This is a genomic window from Vibrio sp. 10N.286.52.C3 (assembly GCF_041468865.1).
GTDB lineage: Bacteria > Pseudomonadota > Gammaproteobacteria > Enterobacterales > Vibrionaceae > Vibrio > Vibrio crassostreae_C.
Genome location: NZ_JBFRJM010000029.1, coordinates 26,126 through 51,463 on the forward strand (window position 1 = coordinate 26,126; position 25,338 = coordinate 51,463).

At 44.8% G+C, this 25,338-nt stretch carries 26 protein-coding genes and 1 other RNA gene; 17 read left to right on the forward strand and 10 right to left on the reverse strand.

What is annotated here, in order from left to right:
- Window positions 1-75 precede the first annotated feature (75 nt).
- The 4 genes from epd to mscS all read left to right on the forward strand — a co-directional run bounded on the left by epd (window position 76) and on the right by mscS (window position 4,931).
- Window positions 76-1,125 (forward strand): erythrose-4-phosphate dehydrogenase, encoded by a 1,050-nt coding sequence (epd, locus tag AB4138_RS12595; protein WP_032545627.1) that lies wholly within the window; start codon window positions 76-78, stop codon window positions 1,123-1,125.
- A 166-nt stretch (window positions 1,126-1,291) separates the two neighbouring features.
- A complete protein-coding gene (locus AB4138_RS12600; RefSeq protein ID WP_017059064.1) occupies window positions 1,292-2,455 on the forward strand; it encodes a phosphoglycerate kinase in 1,164 nt (387 codons plus the stop codon).
- 155 nt (window positions 2,456-2,610) lie between these two features.
- Window positions 2,611-3,687: a class II fructose-bisphosphate aldolase gene (gene fbaA / locus AB4138_RS12605; RefSeq protein ID WP_010435694.1), complete on the forward strand. Its 1,077-nt coding sequence runs from the start codon at window positions 2,611-2,613 to the stop codon at window positions 3,685-3,687.
- 377 nt (window positions 3,688-4,064) lie between these two features.
- A complete protein-coding gene (mscS, locus tag AB4138_RS12610) occupies window positions 4,065-4,931 on the forward strand; it encodes a small-conductance mechanosensitive channel MscS (RefSeq protein WP_372306241.1) in 867 nt (288 codons plus the stop codon).
- A 96-nt stretch (window positions 4,932-5,027) separates the two neighbouring features.
- On the opposite strand, the gene AB4138_RS12615 is transcribed toward mscS, so the two are convergent.
- Entirely contained in the window at window positions 5,028-5,657 is a 630-nt protein-coding gene (locus tag AB4138_RS12615) for a LysE/ArgO family amino acid transporter (RefSeq protein ID WP_171732414.1), read from the reverse strand.
- Between the two features lie 142 nt (window positions 5,658-5,799).
- Here AB4138_RS12615 and AB4138_RS12620 point away from each other — a divergent pair, with 142 nt between their 5' ends.
- Entirely contained in the window at window positions 5,800-6,696 is an 897-nt protein-coding gene (locus tag AB4138_RS12620) for a LysR family transcriptional regulator ArgP (RefSeq protein WP_017068706.1), read from the forward strand.
- Window positions 6,697-6,807: 111 nt separating this feature from the next.
- Entirely contained in the window at window positions 6,808-7,521 is a 714-nt protein-coding gene (locus AB4138_RS12625; protein ID WP_017059059.1) for an oxidative stress defense protein, read from the forward strand.
- A gap of 112 nt (window positions 7,522-7,633) precedes the next feature.
- On the opposite strand, the gene serA is transcribed toward AB4138_RS12625, so the two are convergent.
- From serA to zapA, 5 genes are all read right to left on the reverse strand, one after another.
- Window positions 7,634-8,863, reverse strand: coding sequence for a phosphoglycerate dehydrogenase (serA, locus tag AB4138_RS12630; protein WP_017059058.1), 1,230 nt, complete (start codon window positions 8,861-8,863; stop codon window positions 7,634-7,636).
- Between the two features lie 260 nt (window positions 8,864-9,123).
- Complete coding sequence (gene rpiA, locus AB4138_RS12635) at window positions 9,124-9,780, reverse strand: ribose-5-phosphate isomerase RpiA (RefSeq protein WP_372306244.1); 657 nt, start codon at window positions 9,778-9,780, stop codon at window positions 9,124-9,126.
- 124 nt (window positions 9,781-9,904) lie between these two features.
- Complete coding sequence (locus tag AB4138_RS12640) at window positions 9,905-10,504, reverse strand: 5-formyltetrahydrofolate cyclo-ligase (RefSeq protein ID WP_017059056.1); 600 nt, start codon at window positions 10,502-10,504, stop codon at window positions 9,905-9,907.
- A gap of 6 nt (window positions 10,505-10,510) precedes the next feature.
- A non-coding RNA gene (gene ssrS / locus AB4138_RS12645) (6S RNA) lies at window positions 10,511-10,694 on the reverse strand.
- 11 nt (window positions 10,695-10,705) lie between these two features.
- Window positions 10,706-11,014 (reverse strand): cell division protein ZapA, encoded by a 309-nt coding sequence (zapA, locus tag AB4138_RS12650; protein ID WP_004735366.1) that lies wholly within the window; start codon window positions 11,012-11,014, stop codon window positions 10,706-10,708.
- Window positions 11,015-11,322: 308 nt separating this feature from the next.
- On the opposite strand from zapA, the gene AB4138_RS12655 reads away from it, so the two are divergent.
- The 3 genes from AB4138_RS12655 to AB4138_RS12665 are packed head-to-tail and all read left to right on the forward strand — an operon-like array spanning window position 11,323 to window position 14,336.
- A complete protein-coding gene (locus AB4138_RS12655; protein WP_372224069.1) occupies window positions 11,323-11,898 on the forward strand; it encodes a YecA family protein in 576 nt (191 codons plus the stop codon).
- Window positions 11,899-11,922: 24 nt separating this feature from the next.
- Complete coding sequence (ubiH, locus tag AB4138_RS12660; RefSeq protein WP_017059054.1) at window positions 11,923-13,101, forward strand: 2-octaprenyl-6-methoxyphenyl hydroxylase; 1,179 nt, start codon at window positions 11,923-11,925, stop codon at window positions 13,099-13,101.
- 11 nt (window positions 13,102-13,112) lie between these two features.
- Window positions 13,113-14,336, forward strand: coding sequence for an FAD-dependent 2-octaprenylphenol hydroxylase (locus AB4138_RS12665; protein WP_017063203.1), 1,224 nt, complete (start codon window positions 13,113-13,115; stop codon window positions 14,334-14,336).
- Between the two features lie 111 nt (window positions 14,337-14,447).
- On the opposite strand, the gene AB4138_RS12670 is transcribed toward AB4138_RS12665, so the two are convergent.
- The 3 genes from AB4138_RS12670 to ygfZ all read right to left on the reverse strand — a co-directional run bounded on the left by AB4138_RS12670 (window position 14,448) and on the right by ygfZ (window position 16,649).
- On the reverse strand, window positions 14,448-14,654 hold the full coding sequence (locus AB4138_RS12670) for a DUF1107 domain-containing protein (RefSeq protein WP_009847660.1): 207 nt from the start codon (window positions 14,652-14,654) through the stop codon (window positions 14,448-14,450).
- A 557-nt stretch (window positions 14,655-15,211) separates the two neighbouring features.
- Window positions 15,212-15,673, reverse strand: a complete 462-nt coding sequence (locus tag AB4138_RS12675) for an aminoacyl-tRNA deacylase (RefSeq protein ID WP_029235114.1) — start codon at window positions 15,671-15,673, stop codon at window positions 15,212-15,214.
- Between the two features lie 4 nt (window positions 15,674-15,677).
- On the reverse strand, window positions 15,678-16,649 hold the full coding sequence (ygfZ, locus tag AB4138_RS12680) for a tRNA-modifying protein YgfZ (RefSeq protein ID WP_137001312.1): 972 nt from the start codon (window positions 16,647-16,649) through the stop codon (window positions 15,678-15,680).
- Between the two features lie 167 nt (window positions 16,650-16,816).
- Between ygfZ and AB4138_RS12685 the strand changes: the two genes are divergently transcribed.
- Window positions 16,817-17,077 carry a succinate dehydrogenase assembly factor 2 gene (locus AB4138_RS12685; RefSeq protein ID WP_004735374.1) on the forward strand — a complete coding sequence of 87 codons (261 nt, stop codon included), beginning with the start codon at window positions 16,817-16,819 and terminating at the stop codon, window positions 17,075-17,077.
- Complete coding sequence (locus tag AB4138_RS12690) at window positions 17,025-17,444, forward strand: protein YgfX (RefSeq protein ID WP_324295273.1); 420 nt, start codon at window positions 17,025-17,027, stop codon at window positions 17,442-17,444. The genes AB4138_RS12685 and AB4138_RS12690 overlap by 53 nt, the downstream gene beginning before the upstream one ends.
- Before the next feature lie 135 nt (window positions 17,445-17,579).
- On the opposite strand, the gene nadB is transcribed toward AB4138_RS12690, so the two are convergent.
- Entirely contained in the window at window positions 17,580-19,196 is a 1,617-nt protein-coding gene (gene nadB, locus AB4138_RS12695; RefSeq protein WP_017059049.1) for an L-aspartate oxidase, read from the reverse strand.
- Window positions 19,197-19,585: 389 nt separating this feature from the next.
- Between nadB and rpoE the strand changes: the two genes are divergently transcribed.
- The 6 genes from rpoE (at window position 19,586) to lepB (ending at window position 25,313) form a co-directional block, all read left to right on the forward strand.
- The gene (gene rpoE, locus AB4138_RS12700) at window positions 19,586-20,164 is read left to right on the forward strand and encodes an RNA polymerase sigma factor RpoE (RefSeq protein ID WP_008223963.1); all 579 of its coding nucleotides are present in this window, start codon (window positions 19,586-19,588) and stop codon (window positions 20,162-20,164) included.
- A gap of 26 nt (window positions 20,165-20,190) precedes the next feature.
- Window positions 20,191-20,814, forward strand: a complete 624-nt coding sequence (locus AB4138_RS12705; protein ID WP_017063205.1) for a sigma-E factor negative regulatory protein — start codon at window positions 20,191-20,193, stop codon at window positions 20,812-20,814.
- The gene (gene rseB / locus AB4138_RS12710) at window positions 20,811-21,773 is read left to right on the forward strand and encodes a sigma-E factor regulatory protein RseB (protein WP_017059047.1); all 963 of its coding nucleotides are present in this window, start codon (window positions 20,811-20,813) and stop codon (window positions 21,771-21,773) included. Before AB4138_RS12705 ends, rseB begins: the two co-directional genes overlap by 4 nt.
- Window positions 21,770-22,240, forward strand: a complete 471-nt coding sequence (locus tag AB4138_RS12715; protein WP_017059046.1) for a SoxR reducing system RseC family protein — start codon at window positions 21,770-21,772, stop codon at window positions 22,238-22,240. The genes rseB and AB4138_RS12715 overlap by 4 nt, the downstream gene beginning before the upstream one ends.
- 137 nt (window positions 22,241-22,377) lie before the next feature.
- Window positions 22,378-24,171: a translation elongation factor 4 gene (lepA, locus tag AB4138_RS12720; protein ID WP_017059045.1), complete on the forward strand. Its 1,794-nt coding sequence runs from the start codon at window positions 22,378-22,380 to the stop codon at window positions 24,169-24,171.
- A gap of 245 nt (window positions 24,172-24,416) precedes the next feature.
- Window positions 24,417-25,313 (forward strand): signal peptidase I, encoded by an 897-nt coding sequence (gene lepB / locus AB4138_RS12725; RefSeq protein WP_017066013.1) that lies wholly within the window; start codon window positions 24,417-24,419, stop codon window positions 25,311-25,313.
- Window positions 25,314-25,338: the final 25 nt, after the last annotated feature.

A 25,338-nucleotide genomic window follows, 5' to 3' on the forward strand; every position in this document is an offset into this window, starting at 1 on the left:
TTATTCAAGTAATGCCTTTTGGGTAGGATTCAGTTATCATCTGTTGCACGAAATTTTGGTTAGATGTACGGAACTATGCTAAAAGTCGCGATAAATGGATTTGGACGAATAGGGCGTAATGTATTGCGCGCTGTCTATGAAAGTGGCAAAAGCCAACAAATCAAAGTAGTAGCGGTCAATGAGCTTGCTCAGCCTGACGCTATGGCTCACCTATTGCAGTACGACACCAGTCACGGCCGCTTCGGTAAGAAAATCTCTAACGATCAAGAGCACATTTATGTCCATCATGGCATTGGTGCTGAAGACAAGGGTGAGTTTGATACCATTCGTATCTTACATCTTGCTGATATTGAGCTGTTGCCTTGGCGTGACCTTGAGGTGGATATCGTTCTCGATTGTACCGGTGTTTATGGTTGCCGAGATGACGGCCTCGCGCACATTGCTGCAGGGGCGAAAAAGGTACTGTTTTCTCACCCCGGTGCCAATGACCTCGATAACACCATTATCTATGGTGTGAACCACGATACCATCGAAGCGGACCACCAAATCGTTTCCAATGGTTCGTGCACCACCAACTGTATTGTCCCTATCATTAAGGTTCTTGATGACGCCTTTGGTATCGAGTCCGGTACGATTACGACTATTCACTCTTCAATGAATGATCAACAAGTTATCGATGCGTACCACAGCGATTTGCGTCGTACTCGAGCAGCAAGCCAATCGATCATTCCTGTCGATACCAAGTTGCATAAAGGTATTGAAAGAATCTTCCCGAAATTTTCCAACAAATTTGAAGCTATATCTGTGCGTGTGCCGACGGTAAACGTAACAGCGATGGATTTAAGTGTCACAATTAATGCAAATGTGAAAGTTAATGACGTAAATCAAACCATTGTTAATGCATCCCAGTGTACATTACACAATATAGTTGACTATACTGAAGCGCCGCTCGTTTCCATCGACTTTAATCACGATCCCCATAGCGCAATCGTTGATGGTTCACAAACGCGAGTGAGCAACGGCCACTTAGTTAAAATGCTAGTGTGGTGTGATAATGAATGGGGCTTTGCGAACCGAATGCTGGATACGGTTCTTGCAATGCAAGCTTCTGAAGGCAAGAAGTAAGACCTAGAAGCAAATGTGCGGATTATTTATTTTTTAGCTTGAAATAAATACTAAGAGTCCACATATTATTAGTAGTGAAAGAATTACCAGTTGAATAATTTATAGGCTTAGCAGGGTTGCTGAGTTTCCAAAACTTTATATTTATTTAAATTTTAGAGGACAAATCATGTCTGTGATCAAGATGACTGACCTGGAACTTGCAGGTAAACGCGTATTTATCCGTGCTGACCTAAACGTACCAGTAAAAGACGGTAAAGTAACTTCAGATGCACGTATCCTTGCATCTCTACCAACTATCAAACTTTGCCTAGAAGCTGGCGCAAAGGTAATGGTTACTTCTCACCTTGGTCGTCCTACTGAAGGCGAATACAACGAAGAGTTCTCTCTAGCTCCTGTAGTTAACTACCTAAACGACGCACTAGACTGCGAAGTTAAACTAGCTAAAGATTACGTAAACGGCCTAGAGCTGAACGCTGGTGAACTTGTTGTTCTTGAAAACGTTCGTTTCAACAAAGGCGAGAAGAAGAACGAAGAAGCACTTTCTAAGCAATACGCTGCACTATGTGACATCTTTGTAATGGATGCATTCGGTACAGCTCACCGTGCTCAAGCTTCTACACACGGCGTTGGTACTTACGCTCCTGTAGCATGTGCTGGCCCTCTTCTAGCTGCTGAGCTTGAAGCGCTTGGTAAAGCAATGGACAACCCAGCTCGCCCACTAGTGGCTATTGTTGGTGGTTCTAAAGTTTCTACTAAACTAACCGTTCTAGAATCTCTTTCTAAAATTGCTGACCAGCTTGTTGTTGGTGGTGGTATCGCGAACACATTCATCGCTGCTGAAGGCCACAACGTAGGTAAGTCTCTATACGAAGCTGACCTAGTTGAAACGGCTCAAAAGCTAATGAAAGAGTGTGCTATCCCAGTAGCAACTGACGTTGCATGTGCTAAAGCATTCGACGAAAACGCAGAAGCTGAAATCAAGCACGTTTCTGAAGTTCAAGACGACGACATGATCTTCGACCTTGGTCCAGATTCAACTGCGGCACTAGCTGAAATCATCGGCAACGCGAAAACAATCCTTTGGAACGGCCCTGTAGGCGTATTCGAATTCAAGAACTTCGAAGCGGGTACAGCTGGTATCTCTAAAGCAATCGCTGAGTCTGCAGGTTTCTCTGTAGCAGGTGGTGGTGACACGCTAGCAGCTATCGATAAGTTCGGTATCAAAGCTGACGTTTCTTACATCTCTACTGGCGGTGGCGCTTTCCTTGAATTCGTTGAAGGTAAAGTACTTCCTGCAGTAGCAATGCTTGAAGAGCGTGCTAAAGCATAATTGATTTAGAAAGGCGAGATGTGAATCTCGCCTTTTAACGTTTGCTGCATATCACACTTTTTTGCTAGAATGGCATAAGTTGTGAGCAAACGATTGCAAGTTTTTAAACTTAAGTTTTTTAATCTTAAAACGATAGAATAAATAGGACTATTTCCATGTCTAAGATCTTCGATTTTGTAAAACCTGGTGTGATTTCTGGCGATGACGTACAGAAAGTATTTGAAGTAGCAAAAGAAAACAAATTTGCTCTTCCTGCTGTAAACGTTGTTGGTACTGACTCTGTAAACGCAGTACTAGAAGCAGCTGCTAAAGTTAAAGCTCCAGTAGTTGTTCAGTTCTCTAACGGCGGCGCTGCATTCTTCGCAGGTAAAGGCGTTAAACTTGAAGGTCAAGGCGCACAAGTTCTTGGCGCTGTAGCTGGTGCAAAATACGTACACGCTGTAGCTGAAGCTTACGGTGTTCCAGTTATCCTGCACACTGACCACGCTGCTAAGAAACTTCTTCCATGGATCGACGGTCTACTAGACGCTGGTGAAGAGTTCTTCGCACAAACTGGTAAGCCTCTATTCTCTTCTCACATGCTAGACCTTTCTGAAGAGTCTCTAGAAGAGAACATCGAAACATGTGCTAAGTACCTAGAGCGCATGGCTAAAATGAACATGACAATCGAGATCGAACTTGGTTGTACTGGTGGTGAAGAAGACGGCGTTGATAACTCTGATATGGACGCATCTGAGCTTTACACTTCTCCAGAAGACGTAGCATACGCTTACGAGAAACTAATGGCTGTTAGCCCACGTTTCACTATCGCTGCATCTTTCGGTAACGTACACGGTGTTTACCAAGCTGGTAACGTTGTACTTACTCCAACTATCCTACGTGACTCTCAAGCATACTGTGCAGAGAAGTTCGGTATCGCACCTAACGCTCTAAACTTCGTATTCCACGGTGGTTCTGGTTCTTCTGAAGCAGAAATCCAAGAGTCTATCGGCTACGGTGTTATCAAAATGAACATCGATACTGATACACAGTGGGCAACTTGGGACGGTATCCGTCAGTACTCTGCTGACAACTTCGATTTCCTACAAGGTCAAATCGGCAACCCAACTGGCGAAGCTGCTCCAAACAAGAAGTACTACGATCCACGCGTATGGCTACGTGCTGGTCAAGCTTCAATGGTTGCTCGTCTAGAGAAAGCATTTGCTGACCTTAACGCTGTAGACGTACTATAATTCTTTGAATTAAGTACTCTTTAAGTTTTAAAAACCCGCTCATTGAGCGGGTTTTTTTATATCTGATAAAAACTTGTACTAAATATGTGAAAAACCTAGCGTGCGGTGAATAAATTTCGTAGTCTTTTAGTTATCGGTATTTGTGTTTATCGGTAAGTTTTAATAATTCAAAAGCTTACATAAATATGACTTTGCAATCTGTCAAAGATAGGATATCGTGCCGAAAAACTGAACTTGGTTCAGTTTATAAAAAGGACTTGGCTTTAATTTACTTTTAACACAATGACTTAACGGTAATTACACTGTTTATTATATTGCAGAGTAAATGAGGCTTAAGGCAGTTTAGCCCATAGCATATTATATAGAGGATGCACATTATGGCTGATAGTTCGACAGCGATTGAGACTCCACTTGTGGATGGTTTGTCTCAAGTAGAGCAGTGGTTAACAAATAATTCAGATTTATTTATCCAATATGGCGTAAATATCATTTCAGCACTGATAATTCTATTTATTGGTAACCTTATTGTTAAAGCAGTAGCGAATAGCGTGTCTAAGGTTCTTCAGAAGAAGAAAATGGACCGAGCAGTTGTGGAGTTCGTCCATGGTTTAGTTCGTTATTTGTTGTTTGTGATTGTTTTAATTGCTGCACTTGGTCGTTTAGGTGTTCAAACGGCATCTGTAGTTGCTGTTATTGGTGCGGCTGGTTTAGCCGTTGGTCTTGCACTACAAGGCTCACTATCTAACTTTGCTGCTGGTGTACTTATCGTTGCATTCCGTCCATTTAAGTCTGGTGACTATGTGGAAATTGGTGGTGTGGCAGGTTCAGTTGATTCTATTCAAATCTTCCAAACGGTTCTAACAACGCCAGACAACAAAATGGTTGTAGTACCTAACGGTAGCGTTATCGGCAGCCCAATCACAAACTATTCTCGTCATGCGACGCGCCGTATTGATCTAATGATTGGTGTTTCTTACAACGCTGATCTTCAGAAGGCAAAAGCGCTACTGACTAAGATCTGTGAATCTGATGAGCGTGTACTGAAAGAACCTGGCGTTCAAGTTGGTGTTCATACGCTTGCTGATTCTTCAGTTAACTTCGTTGTTCGTCCATGGGTTAGCACTGCTGACTACTGGAATGTTTATTTCGACCTGATGCAAGCAATCAAAGAAGGCTTGGATAACGAGGGTATCGAAATTCCATTCCCGCAAATGGATGTACACATGAATAAAGTAGAAGCTTAATTCCTAGTTAGTTTTTATAACTATAAGCTTTTATAAGGAAAGGCGGATAACTTAGGTTATCCGCCTTTTTTGTTGGTTTCATGAAGCTAAATAGATTTACCAGTATTGCTCAATAAGTCCATCGGTAAGCACCGTTGCTATGGCGAACATCATGGTTGCGACTGCGATATCAATGCCTTTCTTAACCTTAGGTTTAGATAGCGTCGGGCCTAGTTTTGCAGCGCCTAATGACAAAGAATAGAACCAGACGAACGAAGCCAATATAGTCCCCATAGCAAATGCAATTCTGTCGTTGCCTTCAAATTGCCCACCAATGGATCCAAGAATTACCACGGTATCCAAATAGAGATGTGGGTTTAATACTGTTACTGCCAATGCCCCTAAAATAACGGTGCGCTTGCCGCGAGCCAGTATCTCTCCTTTCGACTCCTCGCTTGAGGGTGCTTTAAAGGCACTGCGCAGTGATAACAAACCATACACGGTTAGAAAAGCGATGCCGCCTAACGTCACTGAGGTGAGTAGCAATTCATTTTGCGACAGAATCGCACCGCCACCAAAGATACCCAATGAGATAAACAGAGTATCGAGCAGGCTACAGATTGTCGCGGTGGTTAAATGGTGGTTGCGCTTTATCCCTTGATTTAGGACGTACGCATTCTGAGCGCCAATAGGGATAATCATACTTGCCCCTAGACCAAAACCTTGTAATAAAACCCAAAAACTCATTTTAACCTCCACTTATTTAACGATATTTACGTGCTATATGGCGAAGATACTCTGACCCTTTAAATAAGTATAATTAATGATTTTAATCCATTATTAGAGTTGCTAATGTGGTGATGAGTTAGCTTAAAAAGGAAGCAAATTGATGCGCGGATTGGATTATAAATGGATTGAAGCACTGGATGCTGTAGTAAAACAACGTAGCTTCGAAAGGGCTGCTGAGCAGTTATATATCTCCCAGTCGGCGGTATCTCAACGCATCAAACAGCTGGAAAAGTGGTTGGCTCAGCCAGCCTTGGTGAGAGAAAGCCCGCCTAGGCCAACGCCTGCGGGTAAAAAACTACTGGGCTTATATCGCCGTGTTCGTTTGTTAGAGCACGAGCTTGTGCCTGAGTTGATGAATGAAGAGGGTAATCAACCACTATCGATATCCATAGCCACCAACGCTGATAGTTTGGCGACATGGTTGCTACCAGCTTTGTCGGATGTGATTAAGTCTCGCCAAGTCGAGTTGAACCTCGCGATTCATGGTGAGTCGAGAACCATTGAAAAGATTAAAAGTGGCGAGGTGGCCGGTGCAATCAGTTTGGAGTCTCAAGCGATTCCTGGCTGCAGTGCTGACTATCTCGGTAGGATGGATTATGTGTGCGTGGCTAGCCCTGACTTTCATCAGCGTTACTTTGCAGAGGGCGTAAACTACGCCACTTTAAGCAAAGCGCCTGCGGTTTCCTATGATCAATACGATGATCTGCATAAGAAGTTTCTGCATGATCATTTTAACGTACCGAGAGACAGTGTGATCAATCATACAGTCGGCAGTTCAGAAGCATTTGTGCGCTTGGCATTATCGGGTGTAGCCTATTGCTTGATCCCCCGATTACAGATTATCGATGAGCTCGAGTCTGGTGCTCTGATTGATATTACCCCTGGCTTTCTGCTCTCTTATCGCATCTATTGGCACCATTGGCAGCTTGAGAGCGGAGTATTAAAAGAGGTATCCCAAGCAATATTGAGTTTTGCTCACAATCACTTACCTCAGTAAACTGTTGGTTTTTTTAGCGTCAAAGTTCTGTTAGAAGTGTGTGCTCTGGATTGGCTAAACGATAAATTGCTCTATGATGAAAGGACATTTGTTTAGCATAGGTCATACCTAATGAAGCTTGTACCAAAGATGTTAGCAACGTCTCTTACTCTTACTGCGGCGTTGAGTGCTGTGAGTTTTCCATCATTGGCTGACTCTCCATCCTTTCCTCATATTTCAACGACAGGCTATGGTGAAGTGATCGCTACACCTGATATGGCGACATTCTCTGTGAGAGTCGTGGAATCGACGATGACTGCTGAACAGGCTAAAAATACCGTTGATAAAGTCGTGACAGGCTTTCTAAACAAGCTGCATCAAGCTGGTGTTGATGAGGCGAGTGTACACAGCTCTAACCTGTATTTATCTCCTCAATATCATTACCCGAAAGATGGCAAACCGGAACTGGTTGGCTACCGCGCCTCACGTAATGTGACCGTTCAAGTGACTGAGCTAGCTAACCTTAATGAGTACATGGATATTGCGATTGGAGAAGGCATTAATCAGATCGACAACATCCAACTGCAAGTTCGCGACCAAGCTAAGTATCAAGAGCAAGCGCGCTTAGAAGCCATTAAAGATGCGACATCAAAAGCTAAATCATTGGCGAGTGGTTTTGAGCGCGAGTTAGGTGATGTATGGCGCGTGGATTACAACGCCCAATCTTCTCAGCCAGTACTCATGCGTTCAATGGCGATGGATGCAAGAACAGAATCGAACTCTTATGAAGACTCAACGATCACCATTCGTGATCGCGTGAATGTGATCTACCAGATCGAAGAGTAATGACAGTGCTATAGAAGGTTTTGGATCATGACGACCTAATTACCTACGATAGGCCAAATGCTAAAAAGGCTCTCATGATGAGAGCCTTTTTTATGCATTTTGAGTGCGATGATTAGTGAAGAAGACGAGCACGGATTGTGCCTTCGATCTCTTTCAGTTTAAGCAGTGCTTCTTCAGAGCGATCGGCTTCTACATCGATAACGACATAACCCATATCAGCCGCAGTCTGTAGGTATTGACCCGCGATGTTGATCCCTTCCTCAGCGAAGATGGTGTTGATCTGAGTTAGGATGCCTGGGCGGTTTTCGTGAATGTGTAATAAACGAGACGTTCCAGTATGCAGTGGTAGTGATACCTCAGGGAAGTTAACACTTGATAGCGTAGAGCCGTTATCAGAGTATTTCGCTAGCTTACCAGCAACTTCAACACCAATGTTCTCTTGTGCTTCTTGAGTTGAACCACCCACGTGAGGCGTTAGGATCACGTTATCGAACTGCATTAATGGAGACTCAAACGGGTCTGCATTGGTTTTTGGTTCTGTTGGGAAAACATCAATAGCCGCACCTGCAAGGTGTCCAGACTCCAGAGCGCCACACAGAGCAGGAATATCGACTACCGTGCCACGAGCTGCGTTGATAAAGATAGAGCCAGGCTTCATGCGCTCGAACTCTTCTTTACCCATCATGTCTTTTGTTTCGTTGGTTTCAGGTACATGCAAAGAGATTACGTCACACTTGTTCAGTAATTCCGTCATGGTATGAACTTGCGTTGCGTTACCCAGAGACAGTTTGTTTTCAATGTCGTAGAAGTAAACACGCATGCCAAGGTTTTCAGCAATAATACCCAGTTGAGTACCGATGTGACCGTAGCCAATAATACCTAAACGCTTACCACGGGCTTCGTAAGAGTTGTCGGCACTCTTTTTCCAGATGCCACGGTGTGCAAGCGCGTTCTTTTCTGGAATGCCACGTAGTAGCAATAGAACCTGACCAAGAACGAGCTCAGCAACGCTTCGAGTGTTTGAGAACGGTGCGTTGAACACAGGGATACCGCGTTTTGCTGCTGCTTGAAGGTTGACTTGGTTAGTACCAATACAGAAACAACCGACGGCAACCAGCTTTTCAGCTGCATCAATAACTTCTTGGGAGATATTAGTGCGAGAACGAATACCAATGAAATGAGCATCTTTTACTGCTTCAAGAAGTTCATCTTCCGGTAGCGAGCCTTTGTGGTACTCAATGTTTGTGTAACCAGCGGCTTGCAGTACTTCTACAGAAGAAGGGTGAAGACCTTCTAGAAGTAGAATTTTAATTTTTTCTTTTTCCAGTGAAACTTTGGCCATTGTTCTCGTCCTTAAAATGGAAAGGTTGGGCAAATGCGGCGCACGTGCTACAAAATGGCTGAAAGGGGAACAAATTCACCACTTTGTTAGGAGACAAACGTTTTCCCTGTGCGTCTTCTGAACAATAAAGTAACAAAAAAAAAATGTTTTGGGTAAGAAAATTACGGAATAAGACATAATTTTACAGCAATAAAGCAAAAAAAACGGCGCCCTAGGGCACCGTATGTAATGAAGTAACAGAAAACTCAATCTTCTATTATTTATTCTTCGATTTCTGCACCTTCAGGCGTGCCGGTGATAACCACATCAGCACCACGGTGAGCGAACAGACCAACCGTCACCACACCAGCTATACCATTGATGATATCTTCTAGTTGTTTCGGGTTTTCGATCGCCATGCCGTACACATCTAGGATCACGTTGCCGTTATCGGTTGTGCAGCCTTCGCGGTAAACTGGGTCACCACCAAGCTTAACCAACTCACGTGCCACGTATGAACGTGCCATTGGGATTACTTCAACAGGCAGTGGGAATTTACCCAACACATCAACTGCTTTAGTACCGTCAACAATACACACAAACTTATCAGAGATAGCCGCTACGATTTTTTCACGAGTCAAAGCAGCGCCGCCGCCTTTGATCATATCGCGAGTTGGGTTGATTTCATCTGCGCCATCAACATAGATGTCTAGCTTAGCGACATCGTTACACTCATACACTTTGATCTCTAGCTCTTCTAGTCGCTGCGTTGAAGCAACAGAGCTTGAAACCGCACCTTTGATTTTGTCTTTCATTGTGCCTAGTGCGTCGATGAAGTGATTTACTGTAGAGCCAGTACCTACACCTACAATGCTGCCTTCTTCAACATATTGAAGTGCTGCCCAGCCAGCTGCTTTTTTCATTTCATCTTGAGTCATGCCATTCTCCTGAATAAGGTCTTGCGCTTTGAATTGATCGTTTGCGTAATGATGAAGTTAACGTTTAGATATTGAGTTAACGTTTCTATATCGAGGTTAACGTTTGCGGCGCGATTATAGCGCTTTAATGGTTGTTTTCCCATTGCCAAGTTTTACTCGGAGTCACGATTTTAGGTAACGGAATGTCCCATTCTTCAATCGGTAGCGTATCAACATGTTGGCAATCATGAGCCAAACCAATAGGAGCTGCACCTTCGCCCGTCTCGAACCACTTTGCCAAGGTGCGATCGTAATATCCGCCGCCCATACCTAAACGATGGCCATGGGAGTCAAAGCCGACAAGGGGCGTAAGAATAAGGTCGAGTTGCTGACAAGGTTTAACCAGCATTTGATTGAGCTGAGGTTCGACAATACCGTACTTATTCAAGACCGTCGGTGTGGTTGGCGAGTAGTGTAAAAACAGCAGGTGCCCGGCAGAGAAGGGGTGCAATACTGGTAAATAAGTTTGCTTACCTTGCGCCCATAACCATTCGATTAAAGGCTGAGTATCGAGTTCGCCATCGATAGAGATATAGAGGGCAATATGCTGAGCAGACTGAATTTCATCAAGCTGCATGCACTGCTTAACTAAGTCGATACCGGATTGAGTTTGTTGGTCGCCAGATAAGGCATTGCGTTTGATACGGATCTGTTTGCGAAATTCGCTGCGTGTGAGCGTCTTCATAAGAAGGGATACCCCAAAGTGCCGTTGAGAATAGATGGCCCTTGAACCAGCGAGTTCAAGGCGGATCAGCAATGATTACCGTAGGCTTCTCGGTCGGGCCGAGCATGCTCAATAGCACTCAAGTACTAACCCTTAGGGATTGCTTATCGGCTCGGGGACGTGAATCCTCTGACAAACACTCCAGGGTAAATTTTGTGTACGCTATTGCTGTCCGTGCTTAACTTTACTGAGGACATCTGAAAGTGATGTCGTGAGCTGTTCCATTCGCTCGGTCAGTGCGTTTTGTTCATCATTTGCTTCAAACTTCTTGGTTTGTAATTCGTAGCAAATATTCAGAGCTGCGATAGTCAGCAGCTTCACTTCATTGGTTACCTTAGTACGTTCAGCCATCTCTTTCAATCGATTATCAAGATCGGCCGCCGCTGCAATCAATGACTCTTCTTGCCCTGGTGGACAATTCACTCGAGTCAGTTTTCCTAATATTTCAACGTCTACCGCTTGATTACTCATGATGGATGAACTCTTTAACGCGCTATTTTAAGGCTGTTGCCCTTCGCCATTTTTTGAGAAAGAAAAAGTGCAAGTACCGATGAGGAAGCAATCTCCTCTGAGGGAGAAACTATAGGTAAACCGCTATTAAGATTCAAGCTTTTCAGAGTGACTGTTTGTAAATGAGAGCTTGAGCACACAGTAATTCAGCAAATTGAACAATTGGTAGTCAGTCATCCTTCAATTGCTGGGGATCGATGCTTACCAGAATTGGGGTGAAGTGGTACGATTATACTATCGATATAAAGAATAACTGAGCGAGCTATCTGATGAGCGAAACTACTTTACCTGACTACCTAACGGTTGCGACTGAACTTCAATCGGCAAGTCTAGCCGTAACCCCTGCTGAGATGCATGGTTTATTAACGGGTATGTTAAGCGGAGGCTTAAACCTTGCAGATAAAAGCTGGCAACCACTGATCTTCGATTACACCAATGAAGGCATGGGCTGGCCAGATCGCGCGCTAACGCTTGCGGAAGCAACACTGAAAGTCACAACCAGTGAAATCACAGGCTCAGGCATGGAACTGTCTATGCTGCTGCCGGACGAAGACGCAAGCGCAAGCCTATTTGACTTGGCTGATGGTGTGTCTGATTGGATTAACCATTTCATTTCTGGTCTAGGCTTGGTTGGCGCTCAATTGAACAAAGCGTCTGACAGTACAAAAGAAGCATTAGCTGATCTAGAAGAGATGGCTAAGCTAGGCATTGACGAAGAAGATGATCTGGAAGAGCAAGCGCAGCTTCTAGAGCACGTTATTGAGCACGTAAAAGCGTGTGCACTAACGATTCATGCTGAATTTGGTGCTCGCCCATCTGAAGATGCGGCGCCTACCATTCATTAATTCGTTGGCCGGTTTGAGGTTATGATGGCTCAGTATGATGTTGTAATTGCTGGTGGCGCAATGGCAGGGGCAACCTTAGCCCTTGCTTTGAATCACCTAAGCCAAGGTTCACTGTCGATTGCGGTAGTGGAGCCTTATCAGGTTGATCATCAAGCTCACCCTGGGTTTGATTCTCGTTCGATTGCTTTGTCCTATGGCACGGTGCAGATCCTGGATTCTTTGCGCTTATGGCAATCTATCGCTCCGGTCGCGACCCCGATTAAAGATATCCATGTTTCGGATCGCGGGCATGCCGGAATGACAGACATCTACAGTGAAGAGCTTGCTGTAGATGCGCTTGGCTACGTGGTCGAGTTAGCAGATGTGGGTCGAATCTATCAGCAGAAACTTGAATCAGAAGCGGCAATTACCATGCTTTGTCCTGAGTCTGTTAGTAAAGTTGAACGTGAAGAAGCGTTGACGACGATTGAACTGACAAGTGGGCAAACAGTAACCACTAAGTTACTGGTTGCTGCTGACGGTGCAATCTCAACCTGTTGCCAACAGCTCAATATCTCATTGAGTGAGCACGACTTTGAGCAAGTCGCTGTGATTGCCAATATTGTGGCGAGTGAACCTCACCAAGGTCGCGCATTTGAGCGTTTTACCCATCATGGGCCAGTTGCTCTATTACCGATGAGTGACAACCGTTTATCGCTGGTTTGGTGTTTAACACCAGAGCAAGCACAAAAAGTGATGACGCTAAACGACAATGAATTTCTTGAGCAATTGCAGAATGACTTTGGCTGGCGACTTGGCCGATTAGAGAAGGTCGGCAAGCGCGCGAGTTACCCTCTGATTCTTCGTCACCGACAGCAAAATATCTCTCATCGATTTGCCATTGTTGGTAATGCTGCTCAAACGCTTCACCCAATTGCGGGGCAAGGCTTTAACCTAGGCATCCGAGATGTGGCTTCCTTGGCAGAAGAGTTGTGTACCCAGTTAGATGATGTAGGTCGTTACCGTGGTCTTGTTAACTTTAGAAAGCGTAGAGAACAAGACCGAGACGCAACGATCACGTTGACTTCAAGCCTAGTTCACCTGTTCTCAAACGATTATATGACCGCTCGCATTGGGCGTAATCTTGGGTTAGCCGTAATAGATAACCTTCCACCACTTAAAGGTCCACTTTTGCGTCATACGCTTGGCCTAGTAGAAAGATAAGGTAATAAATAATGATGCAAAGTGTTGATATCGCGATTGTTGGTGGTGGCATGGTTGGCCTAGCGCTTGCTGCTGCCCTAAAAGACAGTGACCTAAGAATCGCTGTCATTGAAGGCAGAGCGCCTAGTGAAGGGCTGAGTGAGCTGCCTGATGTGCGTGTATCCGCGTTGAGTCGTTCTAGTGAAGTGATTCTTCGTAACCTAGGTGCATGGCAAGGTATCGAACAAAGACGCGCTGCACCGTATCAAGCGATGGAAGTGTGGGAACAAGACAGTTTCGCTCGTATTGAGTTTGACTCGACACGCTTGGCTCAGCCTAATCTTGGTCATATCGTTGAAAACCGTGTGATTCAATTAGCGCTGCTTGATCAGGTTAAGAAACAAGACAACGTCAGCCTGTATATGCCCGCAACGTGTAAAACGATGGCGATTGGTGAAAGTGAAGCTTGGTTAACATTGGACAATGGTCAAGCACTGACAGCTAAGTTAGTTGTTGGAGCAGACGGCGCAAACTCTTGGGTTCGTAAGCAGCAAGATATCCCATTAACACATTGGGATTACGGACACAGTGCGATTGTCGCGAACATCAAAACCACAGAGCCGCACCACAGCGTTGCTCGTCAAATCTTCACGCCTCAAGGCCCATTGGCATTCCTACCAATGCAACCAAGCAACATGAGCTCGATTGTTTGGTCTACGGAACCAAATCGTGCCGAGAACCTCGTATCAATGTCGGATGCTGAATTCAACAAGCAGTTAACAGCTGAGTTCGATGCAAAGCTGGGCTTATGCGAAGTGGTTGGTGACCGTTTTGCCTTCCCACTGCGCATGCGTTATGCGCGTGACTTTGCGGTAGAGCGTGTGGCTTTGGTTGGTGATGCTGCTCATACCATTCACCCATTAGCAGGGCAGGGCGTGAACCTTGGCCTATTAGACGCAGCAAGCCTAGCGCAAGAGCTGTTAAAGCTATGGTCTGCGGGTGAAGACATTGGCACCAAGCGTAATCTTCGCGGCTACGAGCGCTGGAGAAAAGCAGAGGCGGCGAAAATGATTGCTTCAATGCAGGGCTTTAAAGATCTGTTTGAAGGCGATAACCCAGCTAAGAAGCTGATTCGTGGCATTGGTATGAAGCTTGCGGGCCAATTACCGGGTGCGAAAGATGAGATCATGAAGCGCGCACTGGGTTTGTCTGGCAATCTTCCTGACTTAGCTAAGCGTCCAGTGACTCATCGATAATGACATAGTGTTCTGGTGGTATATCGAATCATCATTGATACGAAAATTGGTACGAAAAAAGGGTTGGCATAATGCCAACCCTTTTTGTTTTTAATTCTGTAGATAATCAGGTCATGCGTACGCGCAGCGCAGTTTCATGATTTCACTATTTATTTCTTTCACTGTTTGAAAGTGACGTTTTTCTGCTCGGTCTGGTAGCACTAGCTTACCGTTATCAAACTCAAATTTTCCTACGCCGTAAATGTAGATTCGTCCTTTGAAAAGTCGACTTACATGTTTAGCAATCATACTCGGTGTATAGCGCTTAAACAGTCTCATTCTTAATTATCCTTATATTTACCTAGCCTGCATATTATAGAAAAACTCCGAGATAATAATTGTGATAAGCATGGAGTTATATGCAGTAGCGTTGACGTTAATTAGATATTTGTGCTGTTCTAAGCACTTTCTTCAGTAAATATCTATTTTTACGTGAGCTCCTCCCCAAAATAATACTGAGTAGTGAACTGCCGTGAACTTTTCTGTTCAGTATTAAGCAGTGACAATGTTACAAGTATAAGAATAGGCGGGATTTTTTTGTTTGTGTAATCAAATTGTAAATTTCGGACAAAAAAAAGCCCGTCTAAAACGGGCGAATAGTCACAGATGCATTACACAAAAGTGGATACTGATGTTACTCAGTGGATTCACTTGCACTGATTTGCTTAATAGCTAGTCAGTAAATTTACAATAACGCAAATTTAACTTTGTGACTACTTATGCTTTTATTTTGAGTAACTATTTATTAATGGTGTGCTCTTCTTATGACGAGGTTCACACTAAAAATGTACTCAATGAAATATTAAAATGAAGTTTGCGAAGCATGATCTAAACGATCATCGACTGATGTCCGCGACGGTCGGTGCACATAGCGCCATAAGATCATTGAGATCCAGCGCAACGCCAGCCATTCGGTCGCCGGAGCTAATGGTTACGGTCGAGTTGTTTTGAATGGAAGGATCAAAAATGATCGGCATGTGTCTCTTGAGAGCGAGCGGACCAACACAACCCACTTTAAAACCGGTGATCGCTTCAACATCAGCGAGCGACACGCAGGTCATTCGACGGCAATTCAGTACCGAGCGTACTTTCTTGGGGTCGACAGAGCGATCGCCAGCAGTACAGGCTAACGCATACTGGTTGCCCATATCCTTGAGCAGGATGCACTTCACCATTTGAGAGGCGTCGATGCCTCGCTCTTGTGCGGTTTCTTCAATGCTGGTGGTTGGCTTGCTTTGCATCAGCAGGCGATAATTCACCTGCTGTTGATCCAGCCATTGTGTAATCTGCGTTTCCACGTGGTTACTCGTCGTCAAGGCTGTACGGCAGTGGCAGGATATTCCATGTTTGATCAGGCTGCGCGGTCAGTCGCAGCTGAACATCGTCATCAAGGTTGTTTGGCAGTACCATCAAACCAATCGCTCGGTTATCAGCAAATTGATAGACGTTTAATAGTCGGCCTGCGCCACGCCAGTTCTCACCCACACTACGTTCCAGTTCAATAGGGTTTTCTAACGACAGCACGTCCGCAGTTGTGCCCGACACAATGCGCATCTCACGCTTGTTCATGCCACGGTACTTAGCACGAGCAACCGTTTCTTGACCTGTGTAACAGCCTTTTGAAAAGCTGATACCGCCAATCGCTTGCAGGTTAAGCGCTTGAGGGATGTGCTCGTTTTGCTCTGCTTTCGATAGGTTAGGCTGAGCATCAAGAATTTCATGATATTGCCAAAGTGTTTCTGATACTTTCTCCGCAGCGCTGTTTGATACCAAGGCTTCAGCGGCTTCTTCTGTCACAAGTAGAGCCCAGCGGTTATCTTCAACTTGAACCGCTGTACCACCAGAGATAGCACGCACATTACCTTGGCTTTCTGAAATAGAATCAATGTATTGATTAGCTGACGAACCCATCACACCGATAACAACGTCAGACGTTTGCTCGATATCGACCTTAGAGAACACCGCGTACTTCTTGATTTCAACGAGCTCGACTTCAATCGCTGATTTAGGTTGCATGAGTGCGTAGCCACCGTTGTGGTGGAACAAACGAAAGATACTCCATACCTTTCCTTTTGCATCACAGTGCGCGCCTAATGTGGATTCATCATTAGGAAGAGTGACGACATCGCACGTTACTTGACCCTGTAGGTACGACTTTTTGTCATCGCCTATCATGGTAATTGCACTCCAGTCTGATACGTGTGTCATCATCAGTTCTGGAAGCGATTCATTTTGCGTATGAGCGAGTGGCTGAAATATGTTTTTCCAATCCATTTTATCTTTCCTAAGAATTTTATTTGGCTCTATGTTAATCCGGTTCTGTTTCTTTGTCAGCCTAGGTTTTTTTGTGAGCTTAGATAGGGACTGTGACTCACATAGTAGTTGCAGGGCGTATGACTTGTTACACTCCGAGAAAGAAAAATTATAGGTGAGGATAGCCAATGTACACTGCAGAGCAGAAAGCACGAATTAAATGGGGTTGCCGTCGCGGCATGTTAGAACTTGATGTAGTCATCATGCCATTTTTCGAAGAGTGTTTTGATTCATTGCAAGAGCAGGAACAGCGCGAGTTTGTTTCTCTATTAGAGTGTGATGATCCAGATTTGTTTACTTGGGTAATGGGACACGGACGCAGTGAAAACCTAGGCCATGCATCAATGGTTGATAAAATTGTCGCACACAACCTCAGCAAGGTTCGTTAAGCTTCAGCTTAACCCTTCGTATTCCGCATTATTTGCAAAAGGCACTATTTTTGGGTGCCTTTTGTTTTTCATCGTCCTGTCTTCTATTCCACTTGCCGCCAGCCTTTATTGCTTAGCTTTAATGATCCGCTTGTTCAGAAACAATCATGTGATTCTAAATAGTGTCTATGGGCGTTTTGATTACAGAGAGGATGGTGATATTCGACTCAATGACCGAACTTACCGACTCAAGTCCGTTGATAAGATCTGGGCGCAGTTCTTCGTTAAATTGCAGTTTGAATGTGGGCACTCGGTACTGCTTTGGCGGGACAGCTGTTGCGAGCGAGAATATCGCCATTTTCTGGCGAACTTACAACGAGCGCGCTAGAGAAGCCAAACTATTCGATGAAAGAAAGTATTAGATAAAAGAAAGCGTTAGACAAAAGAAAAGGGAGCACTCGGCTCCCTTTCGTTTAATCATTTTCCGCTGACGGCTAATTCGCTAAGCACGTTTAACCAATTATTATGATTGGCGTTTCTCTGGCGTCAGAATCGTTGGGCCACTGTCTTCTGCAAGTTCAGGGTAATCCAACGTGTAGTGGAGGCCGCGGCTCTCTTTACGTTGCATTGCACAACGAACCATTAGTTCTGCCACTTGTAGCAAGTTACGCAGTTCTAATAGGTTATTCGAAACCTTGAAGTAGCTGTAGTACTCATGAGTTTCTTGTTGCAGCATCTGAATGCGACGCAATGCTCGCTCTAGTCGTTTATCCGTTCGAACAATGCCCATGTAATCCCACATGAATAGGCGCAGTTCGTGCCAGTTGTGTTGAATGATAACTTCTTCATCACTGTTGGTGACCTGGCTTTCATCCCATGCTGGCAGTTCAGCGCACAGTTGAGATTGGTCGATGTTCTCAACGATATCTTTTGCTGCTGCCCATGCGTAAACCACACACTCAAGCAGTGAGTTAGAAGCCATTCGGTTTGCACCGTGTAAGCCGGTGTAGCTCACTTCGCCAATCGCATACAAGTTCGTTAGGTCGGTTTGACCCTGCTTATTCACCATGACACCACCACACGTGTAGTGAGCGGCTGGTACGATAGGGATCGGCTCTTTGGTCATGTCGATACCCAAGTCCATCAAGCGAGTATGGATCATCGGGAAGTGCGCTGTGATGAATTCTTCAGGCTTGTGGCTGATATCAACATACATACAGTCGGCACCTAAGCGCTTCATTTCGAAGTCAATTGCACGAGCAACCACATCACGTGGCGCCAGTTCACCGCGCTCATCGAAGTCCTTCATAAAGCGAGAACCATCTGGACGACGCAAGTAAGCACCTTCACCACGCAGTGCTTCCGTTAGTAGGAAGTTACGCGCTTCTGGGTGGAATAAACAAGTTGGGTGGAACTGGTTGAACTCAAGGTTTGCCACACGACAACCCGCACGCCAAGCGATAGCAATACCATCACCTGAAGAAACATCTGGGTTAGAGGTGTATTGGTAAACCTTTGAAGCGCCGCCTGTTGCTAATACAACAAACTTAGCGCGCACGGTTTCAACATGTTCTTGGTTACGGTTCCAAATGTAGGCACCGATCACCTTGTCTTTTGAACCACCAATCTTATCTTCCGTGATCAAATCCAGCGCATTGTGGCGCTCGAAGATCTCGATATTTGGGTGGTTGTTGACGTTATCTTGTAGTGAGGTTTGCATCGCCATGCCAGTTGCATCGGCAGCGTGCAGAATTCTGCGGTGACTGTGGCCACCCTCACGAGTGAGGTGATATTTTGGTTGGCCTTCTGTGCTGTTCTCATCTTTATCAAATGGAACACCACCATCAATCAGCCATTGCACACACTCTTTCGCATTTTCAGCAATGAATTGAACTGTATCTTCTTCGCATAACCCAGCCCCAGCGATTTGAGTATCCTCTACATGAGACTCAATACTGTCCGACTCATCGAACACCGCGGCGATACCACCTTGTGCGTAATACGTCGATCCTTCGCTGCGTGGTCCTTTGCTTAATACAATTACTTTTGCATGTTCTGCTACGCGTAAGGCTAATGACAAGCCTGCCGCACCACTTCCTACCACTAATACATCACACTGATGTTCACGGTTTGCGTTCATAAAACTTATTAAATCCCGGGCTATAGTCGAGTTGTCCACTCTCAATTGACTTTGTCTTGTTTTAGGAGTTTGGCTAAGACTGTTATAATCTCTCCAGAGTCATCCTTAAACGCTATGCAAAATCAATATATAGACAGCTATCTAGAAATATTTAATTGCTCAATACCATTGCTTTTGCTCAAGTTTCCCCAAATTGATAGGGATAGCTATTTTTATTACATCACATTGTGAAACAATAATGGCAAATAATTTTAAGAAAGTTGGAACTTTCGGTATTTGGCTTAGTCACAATAGTGCTCTTGTAGACGGTGGTGTCAATACTACATTTCGCATAATTAGTCCCCATATCTGTGAAGGTGAGGGTTATAACAATAGGAGTACCCGCTCGAATGAACGAGCAGCTAACCGATCAAGTGTTGATTGAGCGAGTTCAGAGTGGAGATAAGCAGGCATTTAACTTACTAGTGGTTAAGTATCAAAACAAAGTTTGTAATCTTATCTCTCGATACGTGAATAATTCCGGTGATGTACCTGATGTAGCACAAGAAGCTTTTATTAAAGCTTACCGCGCGATACCTAACTTTCGTGGCGAGAGTGCCTTCTATACATGGTTATACCGAATTGCCGTGAACACCGCTAAAAATCATATCGTTGCCCAAAGCCGTAGGCCGCCAGCAACCGATGTAGATGCAGAAGATGCAGAATATTACGAAACAGGCAGCGCGTTAAAAGAAATATCGAACCCTGAGAACTTAACGCTGTCAAAAGAATTGAAACAAGTTGTTTTTGGAGCGATTGAAGCGCTACCAGAAGACTTAAAAACTGCAATGACGTTGCGAGAGCTCGAAGGTTTGAGCTACGAAGAGATTGCAGAAGTAATGGATTGCCCTGTAGGAACCGTACGTTCGCGTATTTTCCGAGCTCGTGAAGCGGTGGAAAAGAAAATCAAACCTCTTTTGCAACGCTAGAACTTGTAATAATTATGGTGAAAATAATGGCTGATAAAGAAAAGCTTTCGGCACTCATGGATGGTGAAACGATCGATAAAGCTCTCATTGTAGATCTAGAATCTGATCAAGAAAGCATGGATACTTGGCAGAGTTACCATTTAATTGGTGATGTTATGCGTGGGGATTCGCCAGAAACTCCAGAGTGGAACATTGCTAATAGTGTAGCGGCAGCGCTTGAGAACGAGCCTGCACATGGTTCAATGTCGAACCTGCACCAAGTGAATGTTGAACCTACTGTTGCTCCAATTGAAGAGCAACCTAAACCTCAGCAAGCGAAGCGTCAGCTTCCGGCGTGGTTACAACAGTTTGGACAAGTTGCCGTGGCAGCGTGTGTTTCATTAGCCGTTGTATTAGGTGTTCAACAATATGGTGGTAGCGACCCTGCAGCACCAGAGCAGTTGCCTGTACTCCAGACGATTCCATTTGCCGGTTCTGCGGAACCAGTAAGTTTAACGCGTGACTCTGTTGAGAAACCAGCATCTGAAGCTAACTTGCAAGAGCAGCGCAAACGCGTTCATGCATTGTTAGAAGATTATGAGCTGCAGCTAAGATTAAACAGTGATGCATCGCCAATGCAAGATGCACATCTAGAATCGGACATTGAATGAAGAAAATCCTGGTCAGTGCACTGACACTGTTCAGCTTGATGTCTCCAACAGCCTTTGCAGAGGAAACCACTGCAAAGGCCTTGTTGCATCAAATGAACGAGGCCAGTCAGCATCTAAATTACGAACTCTCCTACATTTTGATAAAGAAGAGCAGTATTGAGCCTCTTGTTTATCGCCATGCGGTTAACGACGACCAACAACTTGCACACCTTGTTTATCTAAGCGGCCCTGTTCGTGAAGTCATTCGACGTGGCAACGAAGTTAGCTACATCGAGCCGGGTACAGAGCCATTTACGATTCAGTCAGGCAGCATGGTTGCGCCTGTTATTCCGATGATTAATCGAGATATCGAATCTCTGAATCAGTACTACGACTTTGTGAAAGTTGGTCGCTCTCGTGAAGCAGGTAGCACCACTCAAGTGCTGCGTGTCGTGCCGAAAGATGGCCTTCGCTACTCTTACGTGGTTTGGGTAGACGAAAAAACGAATCTTCCTTTGCGTGCCGACCTTTTGGATCGTGATGGCGAAGTGCTTGAACAGTACCGCACTATCTCTTACGTGGTGAACGATAAGATTGCTGAGGCTATGGGTGGCTTGAGCCAAGCTCAATTGCCGAAAGTTTTATCATTACCGGAAGGCTTAGTGAGTGAAACTAACTGGCAAGCGTCGTGGATTCCTGAAGGGTTTAAATCAAAAGAGCTTAGCCGCTATCAAATGGCTGCGACCGATAAAATGGTTGAAAGTCAGCTTTTCAGTGATGGACTGTTTAACTTTTCGGTTTATATCGCGGAAAAAGATGAGCATTCATTGAAAGGGCAGCTGGTGCGTCAAGGGCGTAGAACCTTGCACAGCTTAGTGATTGGCGATAAAGAGATCTCTGTGGTTGGTGACATTCCGCCGGCAACTGCAAAACGTATTGCTCAGTCAGTTACATTTAATAAATCGGTACAAGCGCAATGATGACCGCGCTGGCGACCGTTAGCTCGGTTGAACAAAAAGGTAAGCAATACTTTGTTCAATTGAGCTGCGAACAACAAACCAGTTGTAGCAGCTGTTCTTCTCAAAAAAACTGCGGTACGGGTATTGTGACCAAGGCTGTTGGCAATAAATCTTTGTTTTGGCAGCTTAAAACCAAAAGCTTAGTCAAAGCTGGACAAATCGTAGAAATTGGCTTTCCAGAAAAAAGCCTACTTCAGTCGGCGGCGATTGTTTATCTCATCCCACTTTTCATGTTGATGATTGGTGCTGGTTTTGGGCAACTCTTGTTACAACCCTTACTCCAGGGCGGCGAGGGCATTGTTATCTTAAGTGCAGCACTGTTTACTGCTGGTGGGATTGCCTTAGCGAAGCGGTTAGCCAAACCCATGGAAGACAAATCCAAGCAAGAAGTCGTCTTGATTCGAATCCTAGGTGAGTCTCTCGTCTAATTTATGATGCTTCTTGCCCTTAAATTGGGTAGAATCTGCCAACTTGATTGAAATGCCGCCACCAATGCTGACTGTAGATTGGACGCGTCGCGGCTTTCTTATTATCCCTATTCAAAGAGTTTAGTCACACCAAGCCTATGAAGCACATTCGTAATTTTTCGATTATCGCCCACATCGACCACGGTAAGTCGACCCTTTCTGACCGCTTAATCCAAGTTTGTGGAGGATTAAGTGAACGTGAGATGGCAGCTCAGGTCCTCGATTCTATGGATATAGAACGCGAGCGTGGTATTACAATTAAAGCGCAGAGTGTGACTTTAGATTACAAAGCTAAAGATGGTGAAACTTACCAACTTAACTTTATCGACACTCCTGGACACGTAGACTTCTCTTACGAAGTATCTCGTTCTCTAGCGGCTTGTGAAGGCGCACTACTTGTAGTGGATGCTGGCCAAGGTGTTGAAGCACAAACTCTAGCAAACTGTTACACAGCAATCGAAATGGAACTGGAAGTAGTGCCAATCTTGAACAAGATTGACCTACCAGCTGCTGAACCAGAACGTGTTGCTGAAGAAATCGAAGAGATCGTTGGCATCGATGCGATGGAAGCGACTCGCTGTTCTGCGAAAACAGGTTTGGGTGTTGATGATGTTCTAGAAAACATCGTGACGGCAATCCCGCCACCGGAAGGTGATCCTGAAGCGCCTCTACAAGCGTTGATCATTGACTCTTGGTTCGATAACTACCTTGGCGTAGTTTCTTTGGTTCGTATCAAAAACGGTAAGCTGAAGAAGAACGATAAGATCAAAGTAATGTCGACAGACCAAGTATGGGGTGTTGACCGTCTAGGTATCTTCACGCCTAAGCAAATCGATACTACAGAGCTAAATACTGGCGAAGTAGGTTGGGTTGTTTGTGGTATTAAAGACATCCTAGGTGCACCAGTTGGTGATACGTTGACGCTTGCAAAAGGCGGCAGCACTGAACGTCTACCTGGTTTCCAAAAAGTGAAGCCTCAGGTATACGCTGGTCTATTCCCTGTATCATCTGATGACTACGAAAACTTCCGTGACGCGTTAGGCAAATTAAGCCTGAACGATGCATCACTGTTCTTTGAACCAGAAAGTTCAGCAGCACTTGGTTTTGGTTTCCGTTGTGGCTTCTTAGGAATGCTTCACATGGAGATCATCCAAGAGCGTCTAGAGCGTGAATACGACCTAGACCTAATCACAACTGCTCCAACAGTAGTGTATGAAGTTGTAAAAACAGATAAAACGGTTCTTTACGTTGATAGCCCGGCTAAACTGCCAGCGGTTAATGACCTAGAAGAAATTCGTGAGCCAATTGCACGCTGTAATATTCTGGTACCTTCGGATTACCTAGGTAACGTAATCACACTGTGTGTTGAGAAGCGTGGCGTACAAGTAGACATGGTCTACCACGGTAACCAAGTTGCTGTGACGTACGATCTTCCTATGGCAGAAGTAGTTCTAGACTTCTTCGACCGTCTGAAGTCAACGTCTCGCGGCTATGCATCATTGGATTACAACTTCCAACGTTACGAGCCATCAAACATGGTACGTGTAGACGTACTGCTGAATGGCGAAACAGTTGATGCACTAGCTATCATTACGCACAAAGATATTGCTCAGTCTCGTGGTCGTCTACTGGTAGAGAAGATGAAAGAATTCATCCCTCGTCAGATGTTCGATATCGCGATTCAAGCAGCGATTGGTAACCACATCATTGCTCGTTCTACAGTGAAACAACTGCGTAAGAACGTAATCGCAAAATGTTACGGTGGTGATATCAGTCGTAAGAAGAAACTTCTTAAGAAACAAAAAGAAGGTAAGAAGCGTATGAAGCAGATCGGTAACGTTGAACTGCCTCAAGAAGCTTTCCTTGCAATCCTTCATGTTGGCAAAGACTAGGTATCAATCGCACTAACTATCTGCTGAACATTACTGGTTAAAATCGTTTATTTCTTTGTTGCAAAGATTGCAATTAGGCCCACTAGTCACTGCACTTTGCGCCTCGAACTAAACGATTTTTCCTTCGTAATCTTCCCAGCATTTAGTCAGCATGATTGATACAAATTAGAAATATTAAGCAGAGTGAAAGAGTTATGCTCTTTCACTTTCGTTATTTTTAAAGAAATGAAATTTAAGGGATATCAATGGCTAATACATTTTCGCTTATCTTAGTGATCGTAACTCTAGTGACCGGCATTGTATGGGCGTTGGAAAAGTTTGTGTGGGCGAAGAAGCGCCAGCAAAAGCTTGCTGACGTTGAAGCACAATCGAATGGCCTAGACGCTGAAACTAGCGCAAAAGTTACGGCTCAACCTTGGTGGGTTGAGAACAGTGTGTCCATTTTCCCGGTAATTGCATTTGTTTTGATCTTGCGTTCATTCATCTATGAACCGTTTCAAATCCCTTCTGGCTCGATGATGCCAACCCTTTTGGTTGGTGATTTCATCTTGGTAGAGAAGTACGCGTACGGTCTAAAAGACCCAGTATGGCGCACTCAATTGGTAGAAACAGGCAAGCCAGAACGCGGTGACTCAATCGTATTTAAGTACCCACCTCAGCCAAACATCGACTACATTAAGCGTGTTGTTGGTATGCCAGGTGACACGATTCGCTACAGCAGTCGTAAAGAGATCTGCATTCAGGCGAAGGGTACAAGTAGCTGTGAACCAGTGAAACTAAGTAATGTTGAAGAGAGCCAATTTATTCAAGATGGTGTGCCTCTGATTCAGCTGAACGAACAGCTTGGAGACGTAGAACACCAGATTTTAGTTAACCCATTGCGCCGCGATCGTGTGCAAGCATATCAGCCTCGCAATGGTGTTAACGAATGGGTCGTTCCAGAAGGCCAGTACTTTGTGATGGGTGATAACCGTGACAACAGTGCCGATAGCCGTTACTGGGGCTTTGTCCCTGAAGCAAACCTTGTTGGTAAGGCCGTTGCTATTTGGATCAGCTTCGAATTCGAACGCGGTTCAGACAGTGTACTTCCAACATGGATTCCTACTGGTGTGCGTTTTAATCGCATCGGTGGGATTCATTAATCGATCACATAACACATCGAGAGAG

Bases quoted from the DNA above. Each gene is read 5' to 3' on its own strand.
- epd (WP_032545627.1), top strand. From the start codon at position 76: ATGCTAAAAGTCGCGATAAATGGATTTGGACGAATAGGGCGTAATGTA.
- AB4138_RS12600 (WP_017059064.1), top strand. From the start codon at position 1,292: ATGTCTGTGATCAAGATGACTGACCTGGAACTTGCAGGTAAACGCGTA.
- fbaA (WP_010435694.1), top strand. From the start codon at position 2,611: ATGTCTAAGATCTTCGATTTTGTAAAACCTGGTGTGATTTCTGGCGAT.
- mscS (WP_372306241.1), top strand. From the start codon at position 4,065: ATGGCTGATAGTTCGACAGCGATTGAGACTCCACTTGTGGATGGTTTG.
- AB4138_RS12615 (WP_171732414.1), bottom strand. From the start codon at position 5,657: ATGAGTTTTTGGGTTTTATTACAAGGTTTTGGTCTAGGGGCAAGTATG.
- AB4138_RS12620 (WP_017068706.1), top strand. From the start codon at position 5,800: ATGCGCGGATTGGATTATAAATGGATTGAAGCACTGGATGCTGTAGTA.
- AB4138_RS12625 (WP_017059059.1), top strand. From the start codon at position 6,808: ATGAAGCTTGTACCAAAGATGTTAGCAACGTCTCTTACTCTTACTGCG.
- serA (WP_017059058.1), bottom strand. From the start codon at position 8,863: ATGGCCAAAGTTTCACTGGAAAAAGAAAAAATTAAAATTCTACTTCTA.
- rpiA (WP_372306244.1), bottom strand. From the start codon at position 9,780: ATGACTCAAGATGAAATGAAAAAAGCAGCTGGCTGGGCAGCACTTCAA.
- AB4138_RS12640 (WP_017059056.1), bottom strand. From the start codon at position 10,504: ATGAAGACGCTCACACGCAGCGAATTTCGCAAACAGATCCGTATCAAA.
- zapA (WP_004735366.1), bottom strand. From the start codon at position 11,014: ATGAGTAATCAAGCGGTAGACGTTGAAATATTAGGAAAACTGACTCGA.
- AB4138_RS12655 (WP_372224069.1), top strand. From the start codon at position 11,323: ATGAGCGAAACTACTTTACCTGACTACCTAACGGTTGCGACTGAACTT.
- ubiH (WP_017059054.1), top strand. From the start codon at position 11,923: ATGGCTCAGTATGATGTTGTAATTGCTGGTGGCGCAATGGCAGGGGCA.
- AB4138_RS12665 (WP_017063203.1), top strand. From the start codon at position 13,113: ATGATGCAAAGTGTTGATATCGCGATTGTTGGTGGTGGCATGGTTGGC.
- AB4138_RS12670 (WP_009847660.1), bottom strand. From the start codon at position 14,654: ATGAGACTGTTTAAGCGCTATACACCGAGTATGATTGCTAAACATGTA.
- ygfZ (WP_137001312.1), bottom strand. From the start codon at position 16,649: ATGGATTGGAAAAACATATTTCAGCCACTCGCTCATACGCAAAATGAA.
- AB4138_RS12685 (WP_004735374.1), top strand. From the start codon at position 16,817: ATGTACACTGCAGAGCAGAAAGCACGAATTAAATGGGGTTGCCGTCGC.
- AB4138_RS12690 (WP_324295273.1), top strand. From the start codon at position 17,025: ATGCATCAATGGTTGATAAAATTGTCGCACACAACCTCAGCAAGGTTC.
- nadB (WP_017059049.1), bottom strand. From the start codon at position 19,196: ATGAACGCAAACCGTGAACATCAGTGTGATGTATTAGTGGTAGGAAGT.
- rpoE (WP_008223963.1), top strand. From the start codon at position 19,586: ATGAACGAGCAGCTAACCGATCAAGTGTTGATTGAGCGAGTTCAGAGT.
- AB4138_RS12705 (WP_017063205.1), top strand. From the start codon at position 20,191: ATGGCTGATAAAGAAAAGCTTTCGGCACTCATGGATGGTGAAACGATC.
- rseB (WP_017059047.1), top strand. From the start codon at position 20,811: ATGAAGAAAATCCTGGTCAGTGCACTGACACTGTTCAGCTTGATGTCT.
- AB4138_RS12715 (WP_017059046.1), top strand. From the start codon at position 21,770: ATGATGACCGCGCTGGCGACCGTTAGCTCGGTTGAACAAAAAGGTAAG.
- lepA (WP_017059045.1), top strand. From the start codon at position 22,378: ATGAAGCACATTCGTAATTTTTCGATTATCGCCCACATCGACCACGGT.
- lepB (WP_017066013.1), top strand. From the start codon at position 24,417: ATGGCTAATACATTTTCGCTTATCTTAGTGATCGTAACTCTAGTGACC.